Annotated in this window: 27 protein-coding genes; 8 read left to right on the forward strand and 19 right to left on the reverse strand. The window is 41.5% G+C overall.

Annotated features, from left to right (window positions below; translation table 11 throughout):
• Positions 1 to 240: 240 nt before the first annotated feature.
• On the forward strand, positions 241 to 1,305 hold the full coding sequence (locus H9649_RS16845) for a metallophosphoesterase (protein WP_191696068.1): 1,065 nt from the start codon (positions 241 to 243) through the stop codon (positions 1,303 to 1,305).
• A gap of 334 nt (positions 1,306 to 1,639) precedes the next feature.
• Here the strand turns inward: H9649_RS16845 and H9649_RS16850 are convergent, their stop codons facing one another.
• The 3 genes from H9649_RS16850 to H9649_RS16860 are packed head-to-tail and all read right to left on the reverse strand — an operon-like array spanning position 1,640 to position 3,805.
• Positions 1,640 to 2,077 carry a hypothetical protein gene (locus H9649_RS16850; RefSeq protein ID WP_191696069.1) on the reverse strand — a complete coding sequence of 146 codons (438 nt, stop codon included), beginning with the start codon at positions 2,075 to 2,077 and terminating at the stop codon, positions 1,640 to 1,642.
• Positions 2,034 to 3,305: a replicative DNA helicase gene (locus H9649_RS16855; protein WP_318241713.1), complete on the reverse strand. Its 1,272-nt coding sequence runs from the start codon at positions 3,303 to 3,305 to the stop codon at positions 2,034 to 2,036. Before H9649_RS16855 ends, H9649_RS16850 begins: the two co-directional genes overlap by 44 nt.
• Positions 3,302 to 3,805 carry a hypothetical protein gene (locus tag H9649_RS16860; protein WP_191696071.1) on the reverse strand — a complete coding sequence of 168 codons (504 nt, stop codon included), beginning with the start codon at positions 3,803 to 3,805 and terminating at the stop codon, positions 3,302 to 3,304. Before H9649_RS16860 ends, H9649_RS16855 begins: the two co-directional genes overlap by 4 nt.
• Before the next feature lie 393 nt (positions 3,806 to 4,198).
• Here H9649_RS16860 and H9649_RS16865 point away from each other — a divergent pair, with 393 nt between their 5' ends.
• Positions 4,199 to 5,131 carry an Rpn family recombination-promoting nuclease/putative transposase gene (locus tag H9649_RS16865; protein ID WP_191696072.1) on the forward strand — a complete coding sequence of 311 codons (933 nt, stop codon included), beginning with the start codon at positions 4,199 to 4,201 and terminating at the stop codon, positions 5,129 to 5,131.
• Between the two features lie 198 nt (positions 5,132 to 5,329).
• Here the strand turns inward: H9649_RS16865 and H9649_RS16870 are convergent, their stop codons facing one another.
• The 3 genes from H9649_RS16870 to H9649_RS16880 all read right to left on the reverse strand — a co-directional run bounded on the left by H9649_RS16870 (position 5,330) and on the right by H9649_RS16880 (position 7,342).
• Entirely contained in the window at positions 5,330 to 6,046 is a 717-nt protein-coding gene (locus H9649_RS16870; RefSeq protein WP_191696073.1) for a hypothetical protein, read from the reverse strand.
• Between the two features lie 39 nt (positions 6,047 to 6,085).
• Positions 6,086 to 6,679, reverse strand: a complete 594-nt coding sequence (locus H9649_RS16875) for an HD domain-containing protein (protein ID WP_191696074.1) — start codon at positions 6,677 to 6,679, stop codon at positions 6,086 to 6,088.
• 63 nt (positions 6,680 to 6,742) lie between these two features.
• Positions 6,743 to 7,342, reverse strand: coding sequence for a hypothetical protein (locus H9649_RS16880; RefSeq protein ID WP_191696075.1), 600 nt, complete (start codon positions 7,340 to 7,342; stop codon positions 6,743 to 6,745).
• 203 nt (positions 7,343 to 7,545) lie between these two features.
• Between H9649_RS16880 and H9649_RS16885 the strand changes: the two genes are divergently transcribed.
• Entirely contained in the window at positions 7,546 to 8,181 is a 636-nt protein-coding gene (locus H9649_RS16885) for an NUDIX hydrolase (RefSeq protein WP_191696076.1), read from the forward strand.
• Between the two features lie 16 nt (positions 8,182 to 8,197).
• Complete coding sequence (locus H9649_RS16890; RefSeq protein WP_191696077.1) at positions 8,198 to 9,463, forward strand: hypothetical protein; 1,266 nt, start codon at positions 8,198 to 8,200, stop codon at positions 9,461 to 9,463.
• Positions 9,464 to 9,598: 135 nt separating this feature from the next.
• On the opposite strand, the gene H9649_RS16895 is transcribed toward H9649_RS16890, so the two are convergent.
• The gene (locus H9649_RS16895) at positions 9,599 to 10,294 is read right to left on the reverse strand and encodes a hypothetical protein (RefSeq protein WP_191696078.1); all 696 of its coding nucleotides are present in this window, start codon (positions 10,292 to 10,294) and stop codon (positions 9,599 to 9,601) included.
• Positions 10,295 to 10,547: 253 nt separating this feature from the next.
• Positions 10,548 to 11,306: a phosphotransferase family protein gene (locus H9649_RS16900; protein WP_191696079.1), complete on the reverse strand. Its 759-nt coding sequence runs from the start codon at positions 11,304 to 11,306 to the stop codon at positions 10,548 to 10,550.
• Positions 11,307 to 11,780: 474 nt separating this feature from the next.
• Here H9649_RS16900 and H9649_RS16905 point away from each other — a divergent pair, with 474 nt between their 5' ends.
• A complete protein-coding gene (locus H9649_RS16905; protein ID WP_191696080.1) occupies positions 11,781 to 12,236 on the forward strand; it encodes a hypothetical protein in 456 nt (151 codons plus the stop codon).
• Positions 12,221 to 12,511 (forward strand): DUF2653 family protein, encoded by a 291-nt coding sequence (locus H9649_RS16910; RefSeq protein ID WP_191696081.1) that lies wholly within the window; start codon positions 12,221 to 12,223, stop codon positions 12,509 to 12,511. Before H9649_RS16905 ends, H9649_RS16910 begins: the two co-directional genes overlap by 16 nt.
• 63 nt (positions 12,512 to 12,574) lie before the next feature.
• Here H9649_RS16910 and H9649_RS16915 read toward each other — a convergent pair whose 3' ends face one another.
• The 11 genes from H9649_RS16915 to H9649_RS16965 form a co-directional block, all read right to left on the reverse strand.
• On the reverse strand, positions 12,575 to 13,705 hold the full coding sequence (locus tag H9649_RS16915) for an S-layer homology domain-containing protein (RefSeq protein WP_191696082.1): 1,131 nt from the start codon (positions 13,703 to 13,705) through the stop codon (positions 12,575 to 12,577).
• Positions 13,706 to 14,024: 319 nt separating this feature from the next.
• On the reverse strand, positions 14,025 to 15,473 hold the full coding sequence (locus H9649_RS16920) for an S-layer homology domain-containing protein (protein WP_191696083.1): 1,449 nt from the start codon (positions 15,471 to 15,473) through the stop codon (positions 14,025 to 14,027).
• 303 nt (positions 15,474 to 15,776) lie between these two features.
• Positions 15,777 to 16,526: an ABC transporter ATP-binding protein gene (locus tag H9649_RS16925; protein WP_191696084.1), complete on the reverse strand. Its 750-nt coding sequence runs from the start codon at positions 16,524 to 16,526 to the stop codon at positions 15,777 to 15,779.
• A 192-nt stretch (positions 16,527 to 16,718) separates the two neighbouring features.
• Entirely contained in the window at positions 16,719 to 17,690 is a 972-nt protein-coding gene (locus H9649_RS16930; protein WP_191696099.1) for an urea transporter, read from the reverse strand.
• Positions 17,691 to 18,042: 352 nt separating this feature from the next.
• On the reverse strand, positions 18,043 to 18,486 hold the full coding sequence (locus tag H9649_RS16935) for a MarR family winged helix-turn-helix transcriptional regulator (protein ID WP_225229967.1): 444 nt from the start codon (positions 18,484 to 18,486) through the stop codon (positions 18,043 to 18,045).
• On the reverse strand, positions 18,483 to 18,959 hold the full coding sequence (locus H9649_RS16940; protein WP_191696085.1) for a glutathione peroxidase: 477 nt from the start codon (positions 18,957 to 18,959) through the stop codon (positions 18,483 to 18,485). Before H9649_RS16940 ends, H9649_RS16935 begins: the two co-directional genes overlap by 4 nt.
• A gap of 186 nt (positions 18,960 to 19,145) precedes the next feature.
• Positions 19,146 to 19,718 (reverse strand): GNAT family N-acetyltransferase, encoded by a 573-nt coding sequence (locus tag H9649_RS16945; protein ID WP_191696086.1) that lies wholly within the window; start codon positions 19,716 to 19,718, stop codon positions 19,146 to 19,148.
• A 45-nt stretch (positions 19,719 to 19,763) separates the two neighbouring features.
• Positions 19,764 to 20,201, reverse strand: a complete 438-nt coding sequence (locus tag H9649_RS16950) for a YybH family protein (RefSeq protein ID WP_191696087.1) — start codon at positions 20,199 to 20,201, stop codon at positions 19,764 to 19,766.
• A 313-nt stretch (positions 20,202 to 20,514) separates the two neighbouring features.
• The gene (locus H9649_RS16955) at positions 20,515 to 21,111 is read right to left on the reverse strand and encodes a class I SAM-dependent DNA methyltransferase (protein ID WP_191696088.1); all 597 of its coding nucleotides are present in this window, start codon (positions 21,109 to 21,111) and stop codon (positions 20,515 to 20,517) included.
• 116 nt (positions 21,112 to 21,227) lie between these two features.
• Positions 21,228 to 21,944, reverse strand: a complete 717-nt coding sequence (locus tag H9649_RS16960; RefSeq protein WP_191696089.1) for a ferredoxin reductase domain-containing protein — start codon at positions 21,942 to 21,944, stop codon at positions 21,228 to 21,230.
• Between the two features lie 410 nt (positions 21,945 to 22,354).
• Positions 22,355 to 22,798, reverse strand: a complete 444-nt coding sequence (locus H9649_RS16965) for a hypothetical protein (RefSeq protein ID WP_191696090.1) — start codon at positions 22,796 to 22,798, stop codon at positions 22,355 to 22,357.
• 186 nt (positions 22,799 to 22,984) lie between these two features.
• Between H9649_RS16965 and H9649_RS16970 the strand changes: the two genes are divergently transcribed.
• Together H9649_RS16970 and H9649_RS16975 are read left to right on the forward strand one after the other, a co-directional pair.
• Positions 22,985 to 23,785: an alpha/beta fold hydrolase gene (locus H9649_RS16970; RefSeq protein WP_191696091.1), complete on the forward strand. Its 801-nt coding sequence runs from the start codon at positions 22,985 to 22,987 to the stop codon at positions 23,783 to 23,785.
• Positions 23,786 to 23,802: 17 nt separating this feature from the next.
• Entirely contained in the window at positions 23,803 to 24,768 is a 966-nt protein-coding gene (locus H9649_RS16975; RefSeq protein ID WP_191696092.1) for a GGDEF domain-containing protein, read from the forward strand.
• The last annotated feature ends 60 nt before the right edge of the window (positions 24,769 to 24,828 follow it).

A 24,828-nucleotide genomic window follows, 5' to 3' on the forward strand; every position in this document is an offset into this window, starting at 1 on the left:
GAAGATTTTGCGATTGTCAGTCCAATTAATAGAGAACATTTTATCAACAAAGTGAAAAAACAAGCAAAGTAAAATACTTGTAAAAAAAAGGGAACTGGATTGTCTTAACATCCCTGTTCCCTTTTTTTATTTTTCCATAGCGAATGAGATGGAAAAAAATTAAATTAATTACCTTTTATGGAATCCATGCAACGCTAGTGGGCACTGGTTTCAGAATTTTATTCAGTGGGGGGCGAGGAAATGTTGACGATTCAGCATGTGGCGTTGGAGAAAGGGAAAAGGGTGATTATCACTTCGGATATCCATGCCAATTTGCCTTTGTTTAAGAGGTTGCTTGAGAAGGTTGGGTATTCAACCGAAGATTATTTGTTCATCGTTGGTGACCTTTGCGAGAAAGGGCCGGATAGTCTAGGAACGATTGCGTTCACAAGGGAGCTCGCGGGTGCGTCCGACAGGGTTTTCATTTCAAAAGGAAATTGCGATGTGCTTCATCGATATGTGTTTAACAACGTAGAGAGCATCTGGAATTATATAGAGAAGCAGAGATATTCCGTTTTGAATGAAATGCTGGTGGCGCATGACAAACGGACTGAGGATTTTGAGACGCTTGCGGAGCTTGGACTGTTTTACCGCGAGAATTTTGGTGATGAGTTGGAGTGGTTGGAACACTTGCCGGTCGGTTTTGAAACGGATGATTTCATCTTAATTCATGCGGGGATTGAGGACATTGGCGATTGGCGGCAAACGGAGGAGCAGTTCGCTTTATCCGTCCCTTCTTTTGGTGAAAAAGGGCATCAGGCGGATAAGACGGTCATTGTGGGACACTGGCCGACTGTCAATTATCGGGCCGCTGCGGAGAGTTCGAATAATCCTTTTATTGATTATAAGAAGAAGATCATTTCTATCGACGGCGGGAATTGCATCAAGCGGGATGGCCAATTGAATGCATTAATTGTTGAAGGAGACGAGCTTTCCTATATATTTGTGGATGATTTGGAGGAGCGGATTGTGACCACCGACCATACGGATGATACGGGACGGATCGGAACGGTCACCTATCCGAATTATGAAGTGGACGTGTTGCAGGTAGATACGCACTTTTCGCTTTGCCTAAATCGGTCGCTCGGTATTGAGCAGTGGGTGAAGAATGAATTTATTCAGGATGGGATTTGTTCAGGGGATAGCAGTACGACATTCCTGTCTGTCCGTAAAGGGGAAACCGTGTCGATTGTCCTCGACAGTTTTGACGGGTATATGCTTGTGAAGAAACGCGATGGAACGGTCGGATGGATACCGAAGGGGTGAAAACCGTTGCCTATGCGGCATACGTTTATGACAATCGCTTCAACCGATTGATCCCACAGCTAAAATGGAGCATACAGCTGACAAGTTGTTCCTATTGGATTTAAGGGCGATGACTGAAAACGGTGAGCACATTAGTTCTTTCAGCAGAGCTTTTTGAATTGATTACTGGGGAAACATTGCATGTCCAATGAAACCATTGCGGATTTGGGCTTGGCACGAAGTCGACGAGATTGAGTTTGATACGATTCAGAACATACAAGTAGACAGATCGCAAAGAAACCGGCCCAACGTTTTGGTTCGGTTTCTTTTTGATGCAATTCAAGACAAGTACCCTTCACCACCCAACCACCCCCACATACCAAGGAAACTCCGCTGCCCTCCGCTTCGTTTCCCGTATCACCTCGTGCGTCCCCGTCTCCTCACAATACAGCGACACATCCATCCTACGGCTCGCGTTTTGTATTCTTTGTGCATGCTGTCTGTAGAGGGTAAAATGCTTGGCTCTCGCGTCGTTTTCACAATTAGCCAAGTAAATGGCATGCATTCCCTGACCGAACGGAATGGTGAAAATCTTGACGGTGCACATTTGCAGGATGTTGGCATGCTGCATTTTTTTGATAGCGTCGTAGTCCATGTCAGCCGGTAAGCCATTATACGGATCATCTATCTGCACGTATCCTTGTTGAATGGCATAGTAGATGGCATGCGCGCGAAAAGGTTCGTCATATTTAATTGCGTCCATTAGTTCGGTTTTCATTGTTGGTGCGTTCAAATCCAATTACCTCCCCTGTGAATTTGTTGTAGGCGACGAGGGCTTTACCGACGGGACCGTTGCGGTTTTTGGCGACGATCAGTTCCATCGTTGCGTCTTTGTCATTTTTTGAGTAATAGGCGTCGCGGTAGAGGAAGATGATGACGTCGGCGTCTTCCTCAATGGAGCCTGATTCGCGCAGGTCGGACATGAGCGGGCGTTTGTCTATCCGCTGTTCGACGGCACGGCTGAGCTGGGCGAGTGTGATGACGGGACAGTCGAATTCGCGTGCCATCGCTTTCAGGTCTTTTGTAATTTGGGATATTTGCAAGTGCATGTTACTGCTTTTGTCTTCTGAATGAATGAGCGTCAAGTAGTCGATCAGGATGATTGGTTTCATGCCCGGATATTCGTGTATCATCTTGCGCACTTTCATGCGGATTTCTGCGACAGATTGACGGCTGCGATCGAAAAACTGGATGTTCGATTGCGCGAGGCACTTCACTGCTTGCGGCCAGACGTTCTTTTGTTCATTACTTAACAGCTCGTATGGATTGCGCATGCGGGCTCTTGAAAACTGCCCCGTTGACGCAATGAGCCGGTCGCGTAAATTTGGTGCAGCCATTTCAAGCGAGAAGACGATGGGCAAACGGCCTTTCCAACCGGCGTGCTTCGCAATATGCAGCATGACATCGGATTTGCCCATACTTGGACGGGCTGCGACGATTGTCAGTTCACCGTTTTGGAATCCGTCTGTCATGCTGTCTAGTGCACCTATGCCTGTTGTCGTCCCTTGTACGATTTCTTTCTGAATGTACGGATCTTCATAGACGTCTGCGAGCAAGTTGGTTAGCGTTGTATGGTCGCTCACACGGTTGTCGATGAGTGCTTCAAGTGCTGTCATGATACGGTCGATTGACCAGTTTTCCTGTGCTGCAATGTGGAGGACGTTTCGCTTTTCACGCTCCCGCCACACGTCGAGCATCGCTTCTACGTAGTCATCGAACTTGTGGATGTTTGCGTAGACGAACAGGTCCTGTATATAGTTCGCACCTCCGAGGTCTTTCGGATGGTACGATGTGAGCAATGTGACGATGTCGACGGCTTTCCCTGTTGCGTGCAGCTCCTTCATCGACTGGAAGATCATTTTGTGGACGGGTTCTGCAAATTGCGAGACGTCCAGGTCAGTGTCAGCGATGAGATGATTCTCTTTCAGCATGGAACCGAGAACGGCTTTCTCTGCAATCACCATGCTTCCCCCTTCGTCAGGTCCAATTGGAATTCAGTTGCTTGGAGTTTCTGAAAGAAAGAGCTGTTTCTTATATTCTTTTCTTTCTTATAGTTCTTAGTAGTTGTTATTTGCTTGTTATCCGTTTGTTCCTTGGTTGTTTGTTCTCCTGTTTGAAGGCTGCCGTTTTGCTGATACACGTGCCAATTCACAATGGTGATCAGCCGGTTTTGGTTTGTCGATTCGCTTGTTAGAAATCCGTATTTCTCTAAACGGTTTAGCGCAGTACGGACCTTTTGGATCGTCGCACCTTTCCCGCATTCTTCTTTCAGTGACTTGAGCGATGTGATGAATTGACCCGGTTGCACTGAATACGTCTTACCTTTCCACTCCCACTCTTTCGCTTCGAAATTTGCCATCTTCAATACTGTTGAAAGCACTACTTTTTGTTCCGGTGTTGCGCCTGTCCAAATCGGTTTGTCATAAAGTTCACGATGTGTTTTAAACCAACCTTTATTCATTCCAATCCCCTGCCTTTTCTATTTTTTAATGAACAGCCTTGTCATTAGTTATATAGAGTGAGGTTTTGGAAAAGGATACACTTGCAGAAAATATATTTTTTCGGGAGGGTTTTCGGTGGAGTTTTTCTTGTGTCCAGACAGACGAAAAAATCCAACCTAGTGGCAGATGCCAATGAAAATTCACGTTTTTACAATAGTACTATTCATTGTATTTGGTTTGGGAGGAATAACGGTCTATATTGAAAAGCAAAGCCCTCGCCAACGGGACTTTGCTTTTTTGGTGTATAGTTCTTCATTTTCATGTAATGAAGCTTTAAACAATTGAACATACGTTCTTAATATGTTACCATTAATCTAATTAATCAAATAATTATCGGAGGTGTGTTAACTATCATGGTAGCCGCGATTATGATGGAACGACCTGTCGTGTACCAAGTCGATCAAGATGGATTATGGAAGAAAGTGATTCGTGATCTATTTGAGGATTTCCTACTATTTTTCTCACCCGAATTACATGCACAAGTCGATTTTTCTAAGTCCCCGGACTTTCTACAACAGGAACTTTTTCAGGAAGTGGCTGACGAGAAAGAAGGACGCCGTATGGCTGATCAGATTGTGAAAGTGAAATTAAAAGATGGTGCGGAACAATGGATCTTGGTCCACATCGAAGTCCAAAGCAAGAATGAAGAAGATTTTGCTGCACGCATGTTCAAATACTTCTATCGGATTTATGATACGTACGAACAGAAGATTGTCGCTCTTGCCATTATGACGTCTCCACATAAAAACACAGCATCGCAGGATTTCCGTTACGATTATTTTGGCACGACTCTTCATTATGCGTATAATATGAATAAGATTATTAATTACGATAACGATGAATTGCGTCGCTCTGAAAAGCTGTTCAGTAAAATTGTGCTCGCGGCTAAACTGCTGCACGAGACGAAAGATGAAGCGAGGCGGCGATATGTATTCAAGCGGCGACTCATGCGTTCCATTGTACGTAATCCGGAACATTCCAGAACATCCGTCCAAGCTGTTTTCCATTTCATGGATTATTTACTGCGACTGCCTTTAGACTTGGAACAAAAATTAGCTAACACGATGTATCCAGTACTCGGAAAGGAGAAGGAGCTTATGCAATTGTATGATAAGGATAACGCTTCACCTACGATTGTAAGTGCGTTTGAGCGGGAGCGGATTGAAGGGAAAAAAGAAGAGCGAAGAAAGATTGCTCTTAATTTATTAAAAAACGAATTGCCGATAGAAATGATTATGAACGTCACGGAATTATCTTTGGAAGAAATCCAGGAACTGCAGAATTAGATCCTACTGCCATATAGGGTGCCTGACATATTGTGACAGGTGCCTGTGCAGCACACATTTATGACAATTCAACCAGTCGGATAAAAATAAGAAGGCTAGCCCGTGAACTCTGTGCTAACTGTCCTTTTGATTTTCATTTAGACAATTGTAGTGTATTAACTGAATTGTGTGCTGCACAGGCACCGTTTTTTTGCCCCTCTATTGATAATCCACTGTACCTTCCACTATTTCCTTTAAATCTTTTTGTCTCAATAGATAATGTGGCGCCTCTTCTCTGCTGAGAATAAAGAAACCCGGATCTTTTGCATCTAATTTTGTTCGCATATATAAATCAGAAAGAGTAGTTTGTTCGATGAAATAGCCCTGATTCGGCTTTCTACTGATCAAATCTTCCGCCCATTCTCTAATGCCTACTGAAAACAGTGGAGTTGCTATTTCAGGATATGTAACAAAGTACGATTCTTTTTGTAGAATCGTTTGTTCATCAATCTCTCTTTGTCTATTAATGATAAAGATAGGTTCTTTTGGATATAATTTCTGACTCGATAGAGGAAATGGATCATAACTATTCTTGAAATCATCTCTGAAATACAGCCGTCGAACTCCATTTTTAGTCACAACCGTAACACTATCGATTTCTTCCTTTTCCGTTATCAATTGTTGGAATTCTTTTAGAAATAGTTGCTTCGGATATAGTCTTTCGTAGATTGCATGGATGCTCCAATTTTCATTTTGGGTTTGTATTTCTTGTTCTTCCTTAATCCAACGATACAGCGTCTCCGTATTTTCAAATAAGTCCAACCGGCTTCGAGCGGACGCTGGGGCAATATCATGTTGCAGAAACAACTGCTCTTCTCCCTCACGATTTTTAATACACAGACAATAAAACGACGGATACAACTCAATTACGCTCATCGTAATCCCCCTTTTTTATCATGATTTATTTATAGAGCTTCAACTGTCAGCAGTTCGAATACTTCCGACCTGATGTTGTTCAGGTGCCTTTTCAAAGACCTGTTTAATCAGCTCGTTGAATTCCTTGTATTCCTCCGTGTGTTGCACTTGTTGCAGAGACGAAGCAATCGAATGGTAATACCAGGATTGTTGCTCTTTGCCTGCATTGAATTTCTTCCACAGCTTGTCCTCGTCAGCTAGATAATCTTTATGGATGGCGCGCATATTCGACAGTTTGTCAGCAAGCGTCGCGATTTCAACGCCTATCGACTCATTCGCCCGCAGGAAGTCGATGGTAGCTTGCTTTCTGTCCTGCCATCCTTTCGACTTGTCTTCACTTTGACTCTGCACCAAATCGGCAATGGTTTCATTGAACACTTCCTTCAACGTTTCGTATGCGACAAATGCATCTTCAATCGTGTCATGTAAAATGGCAGCGGACACGGTATCCTCGTCGATTTCCCCGTCTTTGCCCGTCACGTTTGCCGCAATGATCCCGGCCTCCATACAATGCAGGATATAGGGGATTTCTGTACCTTTTCTCGTCTGGTTTGCATGGCATATAGAAGCAAACTGTATCGCTTTGTTTATCAATTTTTCCAACCTCCTATTTTCGAATGAAGTACGGGAATTCATTTCATTAAGCAAGAGCGATTTTCAAGCCAGTCCTTCGACTAATCCCGCTTCCCTTAGCGAGATGCACTCTTCTTTATAGATGCCATGCCGCTCATAGAAGACCCATACATCTTCCGTTTTTGCAAGATCCCCTTTTGGCAAGCGGCTATGTTCGTCAGCCGTCAGCACGACAAAGGCAGTTCCGTAATGAATTTCCTCCAAATACTTCAGCATATCTGCACCGGAGCGGATCGCCTCTTCCTCACCTTCAGACAATCTCATTCTCCGAATAGCTTCATCTTTGATGGTCTTTAATTCTAATGTATGTTCAAGATGAAACAGCCTGGCCATGTCTCCCCCTTTTGCATATAATTCTCTAGCATTTCTTGACCATGGAAAATCGTAGGGCTTATTATGGCTGTGCCTGATTTTAGGAATGCGCGCCTCTTCCCACATTTTCTGCATGGCGTTCCGATCCACGACGTTAACCGCAGCCATCGTAAAGCGTTCCCCGCTTTCTTTCATCGCATCGGCGTAGCGTATATGGGCATGCAAAACATCATAAATGTATTGCGCATCGGCTGCATTTCTTACTTCCCCTAAGTCTTCTAATTGGTTGTCAAATAACGTTTTACTAGACATACCATCTCTCCTCTTCATCGCTTTTCTATTATTCTATTTTTAGTATACCATTGCGCAAGTGCCCTTTTGACACATCGTGTCCTTGCCGGCAGGCGGTCATTTTCAGACGCATTTGCTTTTGGATTTTTTAGACATTAACTAGCGCTTCAGGTAAGATGACTATAACTATTTAAAGTTAGCAGTCTATTTAAAGGAGCTTGGACATGAACCCTATCAACGCTTATCTGCAATTTTGCAGCAACCACCCAGAATACTTTACACAAGATCATGATATCCGGATTATCGTCAACGAAGAGACGTTAGTACAGTTTGCGACAGAACGGGATTGTCAGCTTGGGCTGATCTATGAAACGAAATACTTTTGGGTTGTCATTGATTTGATCGAAAATGCACAGCACCACCGATATCCGTACATGCGCGTCATCCATAAAGAGCCGTCCAACGGGGTCGTCATTATTCCACGTTTAGGGGATAAAGTCGTCTTCCTGCGCCAATTCCGTCATGGCACACGCCAAATGGAACTGGAATTGCCGCGCGGGTTCGCTGAAGCAGGATGTACAGTGTATGAAAATGCCGAACAGGAAATCCTCGAGGAGATTGGCGCCTCTGCAACAAATATCGAACTTCTCGGCAGCATGATCAGTGATTCCGCACTGACGTATGGACCGGTCCATCTGCTGACATGTGATATCTCTTCGATTGGAAAATTGGAGAATGAGGAAGGGATTAAAGATACGCTGCTGTTAACAAAAGAGGAAATCCTGGAATACATTCGTGACAATACAATCAGGGATGGTTTTTCAATAGCAGCAATCATGAAATGGATCTTACATTCATAAAAGGAGAGGAAGTATCATGTATTTAGACGCATTAGATCCAGTTCGTACGTCACCAACACAACTTGATGAAGCCACTTGCCAAAGTTTTAGGGTCCAAGGAGAAAGCATACTACTAAAGACATTATTAGAAGGAGCCCGTCCCATACTGACGCAAACGCAAATAATGGATTCATTGGTCGTACATACTATTTTAGAAGATGACGAGATGAAAAACCACTTTCTTCAATTGATTGATCATGGACACATTCAAATAGCGCGGTATCCAAACCTGAAAGAAAAAAATGTGCAAGGTTTACAAACATATTTTTTATCGACATTGCAAAAAGGGTTGAAAGATGGAGAAAGTTTTCATAACTATTCCGCCTTTCCTTTTTTAGAGGAATTACGTGTGGATGTGCGCAGAAAGTTCCAGCAAGACATTATCGATGCCGTTTCAAATCACCATTTTTCTATCAAAACAGATGGTGTAGAGGTTGAACACATTGAACAGATGGAAGCGCATCTAAGAAACTTGCAACAATTCGACTGGACGCTGCGTGGACGTTTTACAGAAATGGGCCCATTCACAAAGGGATTCGATGACTTATTCCTGAGGGGCTATCAAATCTTAAAAAGCAATGAGCATGCCAATGAGGAAGTCGTTGCACTGTGCAATGAAATGTTGGCACACCGGACGTTCCACAATACACGTTCGATCTATTATCATGCTTTGGAAGCCATCAGCCCCCATTACTCTGTTGCATCTAAAAAACTGGTTAAAGGGCTGATCGATATGTGCTATAACGAATCCATCGCATCAACCCTGCCGGATAATAAATACAATATGAGTTTTGAAACAGGCGCAGAAGAGCTCATTCTCTGTTTAGAAGGTAAACAAGAGCCGTTACACAAAGAGGAAGTATTGCTCATCCCTTCCAGTGATAAAGATTATTTCACCTGGGAATCATTGACGGACCTATTAGTTGAAGTTGAACACTTGCAGCATGCCAAAAAGATAACTCGCCTGGAGGCATTGGAACAATACAAACGTCAAAATTCCATTAGGAAACCAGCCATGAAACTCGCGAAATATGCAGCATTGGGCTTAGCTCCATCTCTCATCCCTCTTGGAACAGGCATTGTAGAAATTGTCACCACCGGCCTGAATTTCATTGCAGGCGATATGATTAGCGAGAAGCTTAAAAAGCCCTCACAAAAAGAAGTGATCCAGGAGATTCAAAAGTATAGGGAGAAACAAAAAGTAGCCAATCAAGCCATCACGTTTACATCCGTTTCAAACTAGCAAACGGTGCCTTAGCAAACGGTGCCTGTCACTCAAACATTCGTGATAATCACAACAAACATATATGTTTGAACTTTCATGATTGAACGAGTGACAGGCACCTTCTGGCGACAGGCACCTTCTGGCGGATTTCACTCACCTAGAGTACAACTCCCGGATGAATTCAGCGTTTGTGGAGAAGAACCGGTTAATCGTCTCTTCAGTCGGCGCATGTCGAACGACGAATGGGATGTGTTTCGTTTGAACAATGGCATCGATTTCCTGCACGGCACTCACTCCACCTTCCAGTGTGTTCGTCCATACATCGATTTGCTTGCCGTCACCGAAATGGAGGATGTACTTGCCGTTGAAGGAACTGCGGCTCGCTTCTCTTTCGTAAGGAATGGAATAGTCGATTTCCACACTCGACACGCCATCTGTCCATTCGTATGAGGACTGCTTTAAGCTCCAAAACGGTTTAAAAGTGATTTTCTCTTCGGTAATTACAAGGGAATTGTTAAGGCCGAGGTAAAGGAACGGCAACGTTAGCAGAATTGGAACGGCTGCCAACCGAAGCACTATTCTCGCACCTGACCGAACTTCCTCAAAAGACTTTCCACGCCTCCCTTGTTTAATGGAAACGTAAAGCCCCCAAGTTGTCATGCCGTAGATGACCGCGCAACTGTAGAAGACCCAATAGGCGCTAAGCGGTGTGCCGAAATAGATGGCATCCCCCGAATCATTGATTACTTTATTGATGATATAGAAAATGAAAAACCAAATGACTGAAAAGAAGCCGAATGTGAGGAAAAACCGTAGCCATTTCTTTTTGTCAGAGCTTCCTTTTTCCATGGTGCACCTCCATGTCTATGCGTTGTGAGAAAGTAAAACTCAAAACGTCCCATACAAGAGACTCACGTAAAATAGCCGTTTGATAATGACTGTGATGCCCATAAATTCTTATATCCATTTCGAGAAGATTCGATGTTTAATGATTCAGTTTTATACAGGATATCACAAAGCGTCTTATGGCATGTAGGCACAGTTTCTTGATGTGGGAACAAATCAGCCAGTACAAATATGCAGCAGCTAATTTTAAGACAATTCAAAATTCACCGAGTGCCTGGCACCCTTCGATTATCTCTATCAGCCGTTCTTCCACTTCAGATTCCACGCTCTCAGATAACCTTGCAGCAGCAATAATCGGCGCCCATTCCATTATCTCTTCTTTTCTCAATCCGCTGTTGTCACAATAAATCTTCATATATAATTCCGCCAACTCCTCGGAAAACTGCTGGTATAGTAAATACGAGCGGCAAACATCGGCACGTATGTCTCCAACACTGGCGTCAACCCAGTCAATAACAAACATGTTTTCATCTGCTAAAATTACATTAAATAAATGAAAGTCTCCATGACATAGCCTGTTTTCAAATGTGAATGAATCCAATTTCCGCAGGAGCATGGACTTTTGCTTTTCATCAAGACGCCGGACTGAAGCAATTTGACGATGTAATTTCGATTTCATCGGTTCAAGTCCATCAGCCTTAACGCTATGTATTCTTTGTTGTTGATCAATCGAAAGCCCGATGTAAACCTCCGCTTGCTCCCAGTTTTCAAGAAGTAAATCCCCCAATGTTCTTCCCTCGATATGCTCCATGATAATCGCTTGCTTCCCATTTATCTTCGTTACATCCAATATCTTAGGAACTGGAAGACCAAGATTGTAGGCAATCTTTTGTTTAGCGGCTTCATATGTTGATTCCGTCTCTGGCAGGTAATCTTTAAATACTTTTACAATCGTATTATTGAGTAGATAGATTTCTGCTGTGTTCCCAGTTGCGATTGGTTTCCCTAGATTCATTTCTGCATCCCCTTTTGAGTATACGTACACTATTTTTTTGCTCCCCCGGTTGCTTTTGTCAACTCTTAGCAGTCACATACACTTTTCAGTTCAACTTCAACTTCATTCATAAGTTACTCGAATTCCTAAGTCTATAATGAACAATGATACTCGTAAAGTACAATGAATAATGGAAAAGCCAATCAAATTTAGCTGATTGACAAATTATTAGAGTTAAGAGCTACAACTGAAAATGAAGACCAGATGAACATCGGACTACAGTTACAACGTCATACTGCATCTAATTCACCACAATCAAAGAAACAATTCAAAATTCAATGAGTGCCTGGCACCCTATGATTGTGAAGATTCCATGTCGATTGCATGGATAAATTGCTCTATCGGGATTCATTCGATTATCACTTAGACGTCTAATCACTTATAATGAAAACATGACATCCCAAAGAGGATGCCTTATAGATGGAGGGAAATAAATTGAAAAAACTAGTATCGGCGCTACTTGCTGTAACACTCATCATGTCACCGATCGGCAACACGCTCTTTACAGACGATGTCTCAACTGTACAAGCGAAAGGCTATAAGTCTGGAAAGAAAAACTTCAATCCGACAAACAATTACAACAAACCGCAAGTGGATAAGAAGAAAGAAGATACATCTTCATTCAGTAAATCGACAAACAAACCGAACAATACGGCGAAAAAGGGCGGCTTCTTTTCAGGGGGTCTTATGAAAGGATTGTTCATCGGCGGGCTTGCTGGCCTTCTATTCGGTAGCTTATTTGCCAATATGGGTATTTTAGGTTCCATTTTAGGTTTGATGGTCAATGTATTGGCGATTGTCTTAGTCATTGGGATTGTTCGCAAAATCTTTGCATTGATTAAAGAGAAAAAACAGCAAAAAGAGGATAGAAATCCATGGCAGACCAGATAATTTCTGAACAAGATATTATAAATGCGATTTGCATTGAGCAGGCGCATTCTCATACTGTGCAACCCGAGGATGTTGAAGTGGAATTGCTCTATGACGATGAGTACGGGTTTTCGGCAGAAGCGCATATTGGTAGCCAAGTGTATGTCCTTAGTACGTTTGAAATGATTCAAGCTATCCGCTTTTGGATTGAACATGTGTTACACGAAGATCCTTATGCAGCAGGTCTCAAGCTTTTATTAGATCGCGAAGAAGGCATTATTGCGGCTATGCATTAAATAAAGTGCCAGGCACCCATTCAATTCAGAATTGTCCGGGTGCCTGGCACTTTTTTTATATTTTTACTCTGTTCCCCATTCCGTATGGTAGCGTTTGACCGCTTCCTCTCCAGCAATGGTTTTCAGGAAATATTCTTCCGCGCGCTTTGTACGGGCATTAAGGAAGTCGTCTTGACATACGTCGCTTGCGCAGTTACCGTAATCATCGTCCGTCATCCTGCGTAACGTTCTATAATCGTCAACGACTTGCGAAAAATCGCCTGCGAGCCAACGGTCCAGCATCGTTCCGACAACCGAGTCCTCTTTCGCGAACTTTTTCAAATAGAGGATATTCTGCTTCGCCATCTCATCGTATTTGCCGAACTGGTTGGCATAAAGCTCCACTTCACGCATATCGCCGTTTGGTCCGTCCTTGATCGGATCGGTGATCAGATAATCGGCTGGATAATGCGTCACTTTCTGTCCCATCATCCTCAGCATGGCTTCGGCAACCTTGTATTCGCCAAGTTGCAAATACTCGGGCAGTGCCGTCGTCAGTTGCCCCGGCAACGGCTTCTCCGGATTCTCAGGGTCGAAGGGGTCATTCCGATGAAGCGTCCGGTAAAGGAAAACAGCATAATGGTCACGGGAGACAGCGATGTCCGGATAGAATATACCGCCGTCACCCGTCGTAATATCAGCCGCATACATCGCCCGGATATATTCACTCATTGGGTGGCTTCTCGGCACGTCTAGAAAATCGTATTGTGAAACTTCTTTTAGGTCAAATGCAATTGTCAGCACTTTTGCCATCTCTGCACGCGTTATTTTCTTGTTCGGATAGAAGTTGCCTTTTGCATCCGGCTCGAAAATACCCGCTTGCTGCACTTTCTTAATATCGTTGAAGTACGGATTCTTAGTGGAAACGTCCTTGAAAGCGACAAACTTTTTCCTTACGGGTAACTTTACGATCCGGTTGACAAGCGCAGCCGCCTGCTTACGATTGATCTTCTCTTTCGGCTTGAATGTGCCGTCCGGGTAGCCACTGATAACCTTTTCGTCTCGCATTTCATGGATCATATCATAATAAGGATTTTTCTTTGACACATCTGAAAATGACTCTTTAACAGCGGCATCCACCACTGCCGGCGGCATGATTAGGACAGGTAAGATCAGCACCATTGCCATGGCCATTTTCCATAGTTTATTCTTCATTCGACTTCCCCCTATCGGTCTGTACATTTTCATATTCAAATTACAGACGCAGATTTCTAGAATAAGTTTCAAAACCTTTTCAACTTTAATGAAAAATGGTATTTCATTGCCGAATGGCTACATGACGCGCCACGGCTCGACTCTATAGAGGTTCCGAATCAAGTTTCCGACCGCATGTATGTTTTCAAACAAAAAATAGAGTTTCATTATGCGTATAATACTAATTCTATGTACCAATTCGACACAAATAAGCAGAAACCAGTCGAATAGGTCTCTGCTTGTTTTGACGTTAAGAAATACTTTTCCATTGATACCTTAGTCAATTGGGGAAAACTTGGTATACATAGACATTTACGATGGGGCCGATGATTCGGACGGTTGCTTGCAGACCGTACCATATGTTTGTATCGCAATACTCCGTTTCATCACAATCTCTTTGCAGGAGCTCTTTACCATAATTGACTATCACACTGCCTTCTCCGTCTCCAGTCGCTTCAAAGAAGAATTTGTTCGTACCAGGCTGGCGTGAGATTTTGACAATGCCGTCGGCGTTCCCTTCAAGTACATAATCGCCGATGTCATATTTGGCATCTTCTTCATAGAGAACGGATGGACTCTCTCTGATTACTTCGACGTCATAATAAAATTGGCTGTCGTTCTGTTTCGCTTCGATGCCGTGCCGGATTTCTTCACCGCTTTCCAGTTTCACGGTTGCGATGTATTGGCCAGGTTTGCGGATATCGAATAAAATGAATTGATATTCGTCAATTATGAAAGGCACATTGTCGGACAGTTTTTCTCCTTCCATCGTTGAAAGAGTGATGCTCCGGACTTTTTCATTAATGTCGAACAGCGTGACTGGAGTAGGTGCCATGTCTTCTGTTTCTTCCAATGTGATCTTCAGTTCACCGTCGTTTTTTGCGATATGCACATAGTATTTCTTGTACGCGTATGCATTGGAATCTTTGCTTGGAGTGCCTTCCAGACTAATGATGCCTGTTCCTTCTTTTAACGGGACCAGCTGGATTTCATCTTCGTAATAGCCTTCTTTCCCATACACTTGGAATGCTTTGAAGAGTCCCTTTTCCGCATCCGTTTCATGGATTCTCGCATACTGCCAGTTAAGGTCGCTTGCCTTGATGGTGATCATCGGAGGCTTCGCTTCTTCCGTAGCCTTCAGCATTTTTGCCGCTTGCCCTCGTGTGATCGATGCATTCGGACTGAATGTCGTCGGCGTTGTACCGGTTGTGATGCCGAGTCCGTAAATGTTGAGGATATTTTCAGCATGCGAATCTGAATTTCGGATATCTTTGAATGGATGATTGTAAATTCGTTCACGCGGAAGATCGAATGCTTTGACGAGAATCGAAGCCATCTGTCCACGTTTTATCGGATCATTCGGACCAAATCGCCCGTCTCCATACCCACTGATCATGCCTTTCTCTGTCATGGCTGCAATTGCTTTGTAGTAGCCGTTTTCTGTGGAAACGTCTTTATAGCCGGGGTTCTTCACAGTAGACAAATCCACGTTTGTCATTTTTGCAATGATGGCTGCAGCCTGCCCTCTCGTAATGGAGTTACCCGGCTTGAATGTCCCGTCCGGATAACCGCCGATCATATTCCGTTCCGCCAGATCATTCACAGCTTCCGCAAAATGCTTTGTCGGTGGTACGTCTTTGAACGTTTTTGCAGTCGCAGAAAACCCATTTGTCGGCAAACAGCAGGACAGGATCAATGCCCCAACAACACCTAATAGTGTTTTCTTCATTTAAATCCCCTTTTCTCATTTGTCGATAATTGAATTTCTTCACCGTACAGACGCAGATTTCAGGGAATAGTTTCAAATTTTTTATTATGTGAATGAAAAATGGAATTTCATTGCCGAATGGCTGATCCGATCTAAAACAGTGTTGAACAAAAGTTTTCTTATCGGAATCTAAATCAAGAATGAGGAAAGTAGAGTGGAGTTGAGCAGGAGTGGATTGCTGAGAAAGGCAAAGGTGAAAATATAGGCAAGCCCGGGAATAGTGAAGAAAGAAAAACGAGGCAACTCTTTTTGCGAAAAAATTGCCTAAAACCGACTTTCCAATAAACGCTTTGTGTATGCATGGACAGGCCGAGAGAAAACAGCTTCCACAGTCCCTGTTTCGACGACGCTTCCTTTGTAAATGACCGCGATTTCATGAGCGGTTTCAGCAACTAGATCGAGGTCATGGGTAATGAGAAGAATGGTTGTTCCTCGATCTTCGTTGAGTTGGACTAATGACTCGATAAATTCTTTTTGACGCACCCGATCAAGTGCAGATGTCGGTTCGTCGGCAATTAGCAAGGCAGGTTCCACGTAAAATGCACAAGCAATCATGCATCGTTGCAGCATCCCACCCGACAACTGGAAAGGATATTGGCCGAGGATATCGCGGGACAGGTCTAACTTATCTAGAATGGAATGCATTTTTTCATTGAATATTTCCACCGAGTCTCCAACACGTCCTGCTGAATATGCAAACAATTGCCGCCCCATTTTCACTGACGGATTAAAACTGTTTGACGTATCTTGGAAGATTGTAAAAATATCCTTTTTCCTAATACTATCCATAACTTTTGGATTGATTTTCAATAAGTTTTGACCATTATAGATGACTTTTCCATGCACATGCACATTTGCCGGCAACATGCCTATAATTGCAGATACTGTCATACTTTTCCCGCTGCCGCTTTCACCGATAATAGACATGATTTTCCCGCGTGGAATCGTAAACGTGACATCGTTTATTATTTTTTTATCATCTATTGTTATGGACAAATCGCTTACTTGAATCATTTAGATGCCCCCACTTCGGTTTTTCCATGCTTCTCCAATATAATTGATATGTCTTGAAGATTATACTACCTGGAAACAATGTAATCTACCAGGAATAGTCTTTTTTGCATGGCATAGGGATGCGCAAATTAGTGGGCACAAGATGATAAATTTCTTCCTAAATCTTGTTTTAAAGATTTAGGCTAACTGGAATTAAAAATTCGGCATAATTTTTCTAGCTCCCAGCACTAACCATGTGCTTAAAACAAACGGCATTGTTAAAGCCGGGAGCCCGTATGGTAATAACCAAATGCTCACACTTGCTGCCAAAGGAACCGTAATGCACGCTGCTAGAATTCCTGTAATGGGTGCATAGCGATTTTCTTTTGCATTGAACACAACTGACACTGCCAAGATCGTTAAAATCGCATTATAACTATACAAACCATACATGATCAATTCATGCTCCCCACCTAATGCGACAGCGACGATAAACGCAACGATATTTCCAATGATCGCATAAAAGCCCATTTTGCGACTAGCCCAAAACACACCAAGGAAAAGTAATATACCAGGTAAAGCATTTGTAATGAAAAAGATCTGCCCAATTCCATTGAATACTCCATCGAGGACATTAATTTTACCGGCAATATGCAATTCCCAATTTGCCAAGCTCTGAGGAGTCAATTCATCACTTAACGTAATATTCTTTAACTTGTATGAAGCGAGCAATGTAAACCACGTTAAAATTATAAATGGGAATGTAAGTATCGGAATTCCAATATTCCCTATAAAATGCATCATAGTCGCTGTTAAAATTGCCGTTATTGCTGCACCTACTAATGCAACAATCCACATATAAGGGCCACTTAAAAATAAACCTAACGCTAAACCGGTGAGCACAGAATTATATCCGAGCAAACCTTGACTGATCATTTTCTCATCTGCACCGCCAATTTTCGCAACGAACGTCCCAATCATTGCAGACAATAATGCAAGGACACCTAAATAAAACGAAGATATTGTAATGGCTAACAAGATAAGAAGTCCTGTTATTGTATTTTCTATAAAGATGATTTGAGATATCCCCTTTAGGGATTCTACTAGGAAAGTAAAGAAGCCATTTTCTTTTATCGGCTTTTTCCCGCTATTCACTTGCGTATGTTTATCTATTATTTTCTCCATCTCCAATAAAATCCACTCCAATATCTTTTCCTTGACCTACTTATTCCACATTCCCAAGAATAACTTTTCATAAATAACAATTTTTCTCTTCGTTTCCAAAAGGAAATAAATAGGAGGGAACTATTCTGCTATGATATATCAATATTCATACGTAATCAAATACAGATATTGTTAATACTTAAGATAGGATAAATATATTGAGTGAAGCGAATACTTATTTTCAATAACAATAATGTGTAACAGTAAACAGTAAAGTCGTCATGAATGGTATTCCCGAAATGAATCACGATATTCAACGCGAAAAGGTGCCTAAAATAAAAAAAGCACCGCTTTATGCGATGCTAAGAATTCTTTAACCGATTGTTCGATCTGTCAATTTGCCACGTAGCTCATTCAGTCTTTCCATCAGCTCCGCATATTCCGTTAAGCTGATTTGACATAGGTGAATCTCCTCCGCAACTCGCTTTGTAATAGTTGGTTGTTCTTCATATGCCTTATCCGATAAAGTGACAAACACTTTTCGTTCGTCTTCAATAGAGCGCTCTTTGTGCAGCCAACCATTATCTTGCATACGGGAAATCATCGGAGTCAACGTACCTGTACCAAGACCGAGTTTCCTACCTAGCTCTTTCATTGTCATGCTGTCCTGCTCCCATAATGCGAGCAACACCAAATATTGTGGATACGTCAGGCCAAAATGTTTTAAAACACTTGCATACAGCTTCGTGAACTCGCCTGCCGTTTCGTAAACAGCGAAACACAGCTGCTTATCGAGCGTCAGAAAGTCTTTCATCATAAAACTTTTTTCACGTCTTCCGCCAGTTTTTCCGGCGCAGTTTGTGGAGCATAGCGCTCAACAACGTTTCCATTCCGATCGACAAGGAATTTCGTGAAGTTCCATTTGATTTTCTTTGAAAGCATTCCTTTTTGCTCGGACGTCAAATGGTCGAATAACGGATCTGCCGAATCTCCATTAACGTCAATCTTCGCCATCATCGGGAACGTAACGCCATAATTCACTTGGCAGAACTCTGTTGTTTCATTAATATCATCGAACTCCTGGTTGTTGAATTGATCACACGGAAATCCCAGAACAACCAGTCCGTCTTCTTTGTATTCATCGTAAAGTGATTGCAGTCCACCAAATTGTGGCGTAAACCCACACTTGCTTGCTGTATTTACAATTAAGAGTGGCTTGCCTTCATACTCTTTCAAACAGAGCGTTTCCCCGTTCGGTTTTTTTACGTCAAAATCATAAACTGAAGTCATTTAAATGCCTCCTCATTTTCCTCCGCAATATACATCGTGTACGATATAATCGTAGACTACTTAAATAACATTTACAATATATATGCTTACCAATTATTAAGGTACCTGTGCACGGTGCAATTCAGATAATACACTACAATTGAATATTCATTCATTATTAATGTCTATATTTCAACACATGCTTAATTACAACGAATTTTTATTCAAATTGATTGAATTATCATGAATGTTTCTTGCACAGGTACCTTCAATATTTTTCCAACCGTATACAAGTTCGGAAAATTTCTTTCCACCAATCTCTACAGCAACAGTATCTATTTTTCTGCCTCCAAGTGATTCATAAAACTTTCGAGAATTGTTATCTTCCAGAACAAGGACTAGCATTGAGTGTATTCCAATGTCAACAAGGTCTTCTATGATTGATTTAACAAGGGCTTTCCCCATCCCTATCCCCTGATACTCTTGCAAAATATAAATCGCGTATAACTCCCCGTCATACCCCTTATAGTTGCCACTTCTCTCTTTACCGCCTTTGGCAAATCCGACTATCTGTCCACTGTTGTTTTCTGCTACATACATATCCCCATGAGGAATGGCGTTGGTCCACATCTGTTCACGACTTTCATAAGAAAGGCTAGCCAAATATTCATTTGGTACTATGTTGTCATATGTTGTTTTCCAACTGTCAACGTGTACTTTAGCTATTTCTGCAGCATCAGCTATTTCGGCTTTTCTAATGTTGAAAGTAACGTTATCCATATATCTATCCCCCCTCTAGATCCTTAAACTTCCAGAGCAAATTTTTTATTTCAAATTAAAAATGCCATTCCCGGTTTCACTACTAACAGGTAGGGAAGAATGTGAGTGCACTATGGACCAAGATTCATTCCTTTTCCTTAAACCAAAGGTGAATCTATTTGTCATCTGCCGAAGTTTTTCTCCCGATTTGTCGTGAGCGGCATATGTAACAGCACAATAAACTAGACCCAAATCTCCATGTTCCTCAACTACTACATCAGTAAACGCTGTTTTAAGCAACACGCCTTCCTTTCGTAAATCATTAAACCACGCGTCCACAACTTCTCTCCATTGAGCGATACCTTTTATCTCCCAGTCATCCCAACAATCGTACAAGTGAATATCCGGACTAAATGAGGACATAAATCTTTCAACATTTTTTTCAAAAACTGCAGTTTCATAATTTTCCAGAACTTCTAGAATAGTAGTAAAGACATCACCCACAAAATCATCTCCTTATTAATGTAGTATTCAATTAAATTTATTAGTGAAATAGACGCCATTCATCTGTAAGAATGGCGCCTGAAATGAAACAACTATTTAGTACTTACTGATAAAATACATTATTCCGCTTAAATTAGCAAATCAAAAAAAGGTACCTGTGCAAAACACAACTCAGACAATACACTACAATTAAATATTCATTCATCATCAAAGCCTATATTTCAACACTTACTTAATTACAATGAATTTTTATTCGTATTGTTTGAATTATCATGAATGTTTCTTGCACAGGTACCTGTAATAATTTAACAGATTATTTTGTACTATTTAATATAAACATTGAGGCATCTTGTTTCATAAAAATATTTTTACCATAATAGAATGTCTTGATTTCAGATGACTTAAATCCAACTTCTGATAATCTTGCCTTCAACTCTTCATGTGAAAATCCATTATGAACTGTCGGATGATTGATTTTATCATTTTTGTCAAAATCAATAATTACTAGCATGCCATCCTTATTTAGGATATTGAATAGTTCTTGTACTATTTTTTTAGTGTCAGGAACATGTAGAAGGACTAGTGACAGTAATACAATGTCTGCCTTTAGTTTAGGAGTTTCTTGAGTAAAATCTGTATGAAGAACTTTTGTGTTGGTAATTCCCTTTTGAGCAATTTTTGCTTTCGCAACTTCTACCATTTGTTTTGATGAATCCACTAACAAAACAGAATCTACTAAGTCCGTGAATTCCAAACTTATTAGACCAGTTCCACTACCGTAATCTAGTAAAGATTTTGACTTGCTATCACGTAATAATGGTCTTATTTCCTCAACTATAATTTTAGCTAATTCGATTCGATCTTCTGAGTCATATCTTTTCGCCATCTGTTCAAAAACGTCAGTTTCCATATTTCACTCTCCTATTTTTTTATCGTATTACTGAAATAGGCACCATTCTTCTTCAAGAATGGTGCCAATAAATAAAACTTCTATTGAATACTTACCGATAAAATATATTACATCGCTTAAATTGGCATATCAACCGCTAAAAACTCAGGCAGTTTATGTTCATGCTTGTCGAGCATAATCTGTTCCGGCTTAATGCCCTGCTCTCGCAGTACTTCAATATTCTGCACAAGGAACTCGTCACTGCCGACAACATAGAAGAGTCCATCCTTGTCTGTTGCAAGACTTTTAACTTCTTCATAATATTCTTTACGGTTATCGACGAACTGTGATGTGAATTTCTTGTCAGATGATGATTCAAAAATAGTAGGGAAAAGGAAATTCTTTGAGGAGTCAATGTTCAGGGAATGAATTTTATTAACATTGTCAGTCCGTTCAAAATAATCAAGTACAAGCGGTCTGAAAGTTGCTAATCCAACACCTGATGACAGTAAATAGACATTCTTGTTCACTCTTTTAAGTGGTACATTTGAGTGTGTTTTAAAGATTGCAACTTCATGTCCCACTTCAAGAGTTCTTAATATTGATTTAAACTCAGAACACCGCTCTTTAATGCGTGTTGTGATTCCGATTGAGTTTTCATGCGGTAAAGTAGAAATAGACATATGACGAATCAGACCCCGATTCGGCTTTTCTCCAGCATTAAAACCTTCCAACGCAAAATGTGTATGAGCCCCTTCTTCCCATACAAAACCTTCCGGACAGTCAAGCAGGTAGGTTTTCACCTCAGGCGTTTCTTCAATAATTTCATTTATTTTGGTCCAGTATATTTGCATTATATTCTCCCCTTAATGGATTATACGTGCCATTTACTAACCTACTATACAATAAATGATAACAATTCTCAATTAAAAAGCGAGGTACCTGCGCACGACACAATTCAGTTTATTCACTACAATTGAATAAAAATACAACAGAATAATTACCTGTCATTACCCCATCCACATCGCCCATACAAAGAATGACCATGCAGACACTGGGAAACCAATCACAAAAGGCAGCATTTTGCTAATGCAACCATTCTCTATTGCAATGATATCTTATCCTTTTAAGTAAGACGTTTTTTAATAAACTCCATAAAAAAAGGAATCCATCAATATCGCAGATGGATTCCTCTCTTCAATAGTTTGTAGCCTATTATCAGTTTAAACGAGTAGAATTATAATGGATTCTTAAAACTCCACAACTAGTCAACAATTACACCGAAGATGATGCTCATCGATCCAACAAACAGCAACATGAGTGTGACAAATCCGATGGCCAAATACTTTAACCGCAATGTAAACAGACCTTTATGATCTCTTACGGAATTTGTCTGTTCAAACCACCTTTTCTTGCCACATTCATCGCAGAAAAATCGATAATGTACTTGATGTATGGTGTTGGCAATGGGTCCCGCATTGACGGTGAACCTCTTCTCTTTCTTCAACGTGAAAGCGAACTTCCAATTCGTGTCTGCTAGTTTAATGTTCTTTTCATGACCACATTCCACGCCTTTGAATTCATATTGAAAATCTTCATACCACTCTTGCGCGTGTAACTCTTTTTTGTACTTACTCATAATTATCATAATCGATGTCAGCGCCAAGATGACAACACTTGCGACGACAATTAAAATCCATATTAACATCGGTGATCTCCCTTATACTGAGTTTAATGTCTATTAACTTATCACAAATTCACGAAAGCAAGCAAAGAAAGCAATTTTCATTACAAGTCTAGTAGTTGTATTGTTTCAATTGCCAAAAATTATGGTCAATCGGTTGTATTGCAAACCACACATTGGTAAAATCGTAGCATAGAAAGGATGATCAATATGACTATAGATATTCTTAAGCGAAACCACGTGCATATTAGCGGCTCGGGAGATCAGACGATTGTCTTTGCACATGGGTTTGGATGTGATCAGTCTGTTTGGAATAAAATCATCCCGGCGTTTGAGTCCGATTACCGCGTGGTTATGTTCGACTATGTCGGAGCTGGCAGAAGTGACAAGTCGGCATACACAAAAGAGCGCTACAGTTCCTTGCATGGATATGCACAAGATGTATTGGAGATTTGCGAGGCGCTGGACCTTAAGGATATTTTCTATGTTGGGCATTCTGTCAGTGGAATGATTGGAGCACTCGCTTCCATCAAACGTCCTGAACTGATGAAAAAGCTTGTCATGATTGGGCCTTCACCTCATTATTTGAACGAACCAGGTTATAATGGTGGTTTTGAAGAAAGCGACATTCAAGAACTGCTCGATATGATGGAAACGAATTATAAAGAGTGGTCGAAGTATTTAGCACCGCTTGCGATGGATACAAAGGAAAATCCTGAAATGGTTGAGAGATTCGAAGAGTTGTTATATTCGAACGACCCTGAAATTGCGCGCCAGTTTGCAACTGCTACTTTCTATTCCGATCACAGGGAAGACGTTTCGGAAATACCCGCTGACACCCTTATTTTGCAGACGACCACTGATGCCATTGTGCCGTTAGAAGTAGCTGAATTTCTGAATGAGCACATTCCGAACAGCGAACTCGTCATTATGAAAAAGGGAAAAGGCCATAACCCGCATATTAGCGAACCAGAAGAAACTGCAGCGGAAATCAAGCGTTTCATTAGCTAGACAGGAGCGAGGATTGTATGGATGAACAATTGGATCGGATCCCATGTGGTTTCTTTGTTCTAAACGAAGATTTTGAGATCATTGACATGAATCAGACATTGAGAAATATCTTGAAATCAGGAAGTGAAACGGTTCATTTCCAAGACTTGTTGACGTTGCCTTCCCGCATCTATTTCCAGACTTATTTCCTGCCTGCCATTTCGGTGCATAAACAGGTCCGGGAAATGTACTTGAACTTCAAATTGGACAATCAATCGTTGCCCGTCCTAGTGAATGTCAATGAACGTGATGGTTTGTATGAAGGCATCATCGTCAAAATCAAGACACGCGATGAGTACGAAACACAGATGTTGACAGCAAAGAAAAATGCCGAGCGCGTGCAGAAAGAGACCGATCTTGCGAATGATAAATTGCAGGCTTTGTTACACAATGTAGAGAGCAAACAGTTGGAACTTCAAGCGAAGCAACGGGAGCTTGAAGAATTGAACAGTGAGCTTCAAATTCTTGCGGCTCATGATGAACTGACAGGCTTATGTAACCGCAGAGTTTTTCGGAAGCAACTGGCTGAACAAGTCGATTATGCGCGCGAGAACAGTTCATCTCCTTTTTCATTGGCCATCCTGGACATCGACCATTTCAAAAAAGTGAATGATATATACGGTCATGCGGTCGGTGATCAAGTGCTAATCGAGCTTGCAAGGAAGATGGAATTAATTATTTCTGAACCGCATCTTCTCGCACGAATTGGCGGAGAAGAATTCGCAATCATTTTCCACGAAAAAGATTCCGCCAAGGTGACCAACCTCACTGAAGAGTTACGGCTTTTTGTCGCGAGTTCGAAATGGGAAAGCATAGCCGTTACAATTTCAGTCGGCGTCACACAGTTCCGTGTTGAGGATACCGCCAATAGCCTATTCACTCGCGCAGATGATGCTCTATATGAATCAAAACGCAATGGCCGGAACATTGTAACCATCATTTAAAGATTGCTTTCATCCCCTAATTTTGGGCTGAAAGCTATTTTTTTGAAACAAAATCGACTT

Source organism: Sporosarcina quadrami (genome assembly GCF_014836615.1).
Taxonomy (GTDB): domain Bacteria; phylum Bacillota; class Bacilli; order Bacillales_A; family Planococcaceae; genus Sporosarcina; species Sporosarcina quadrami.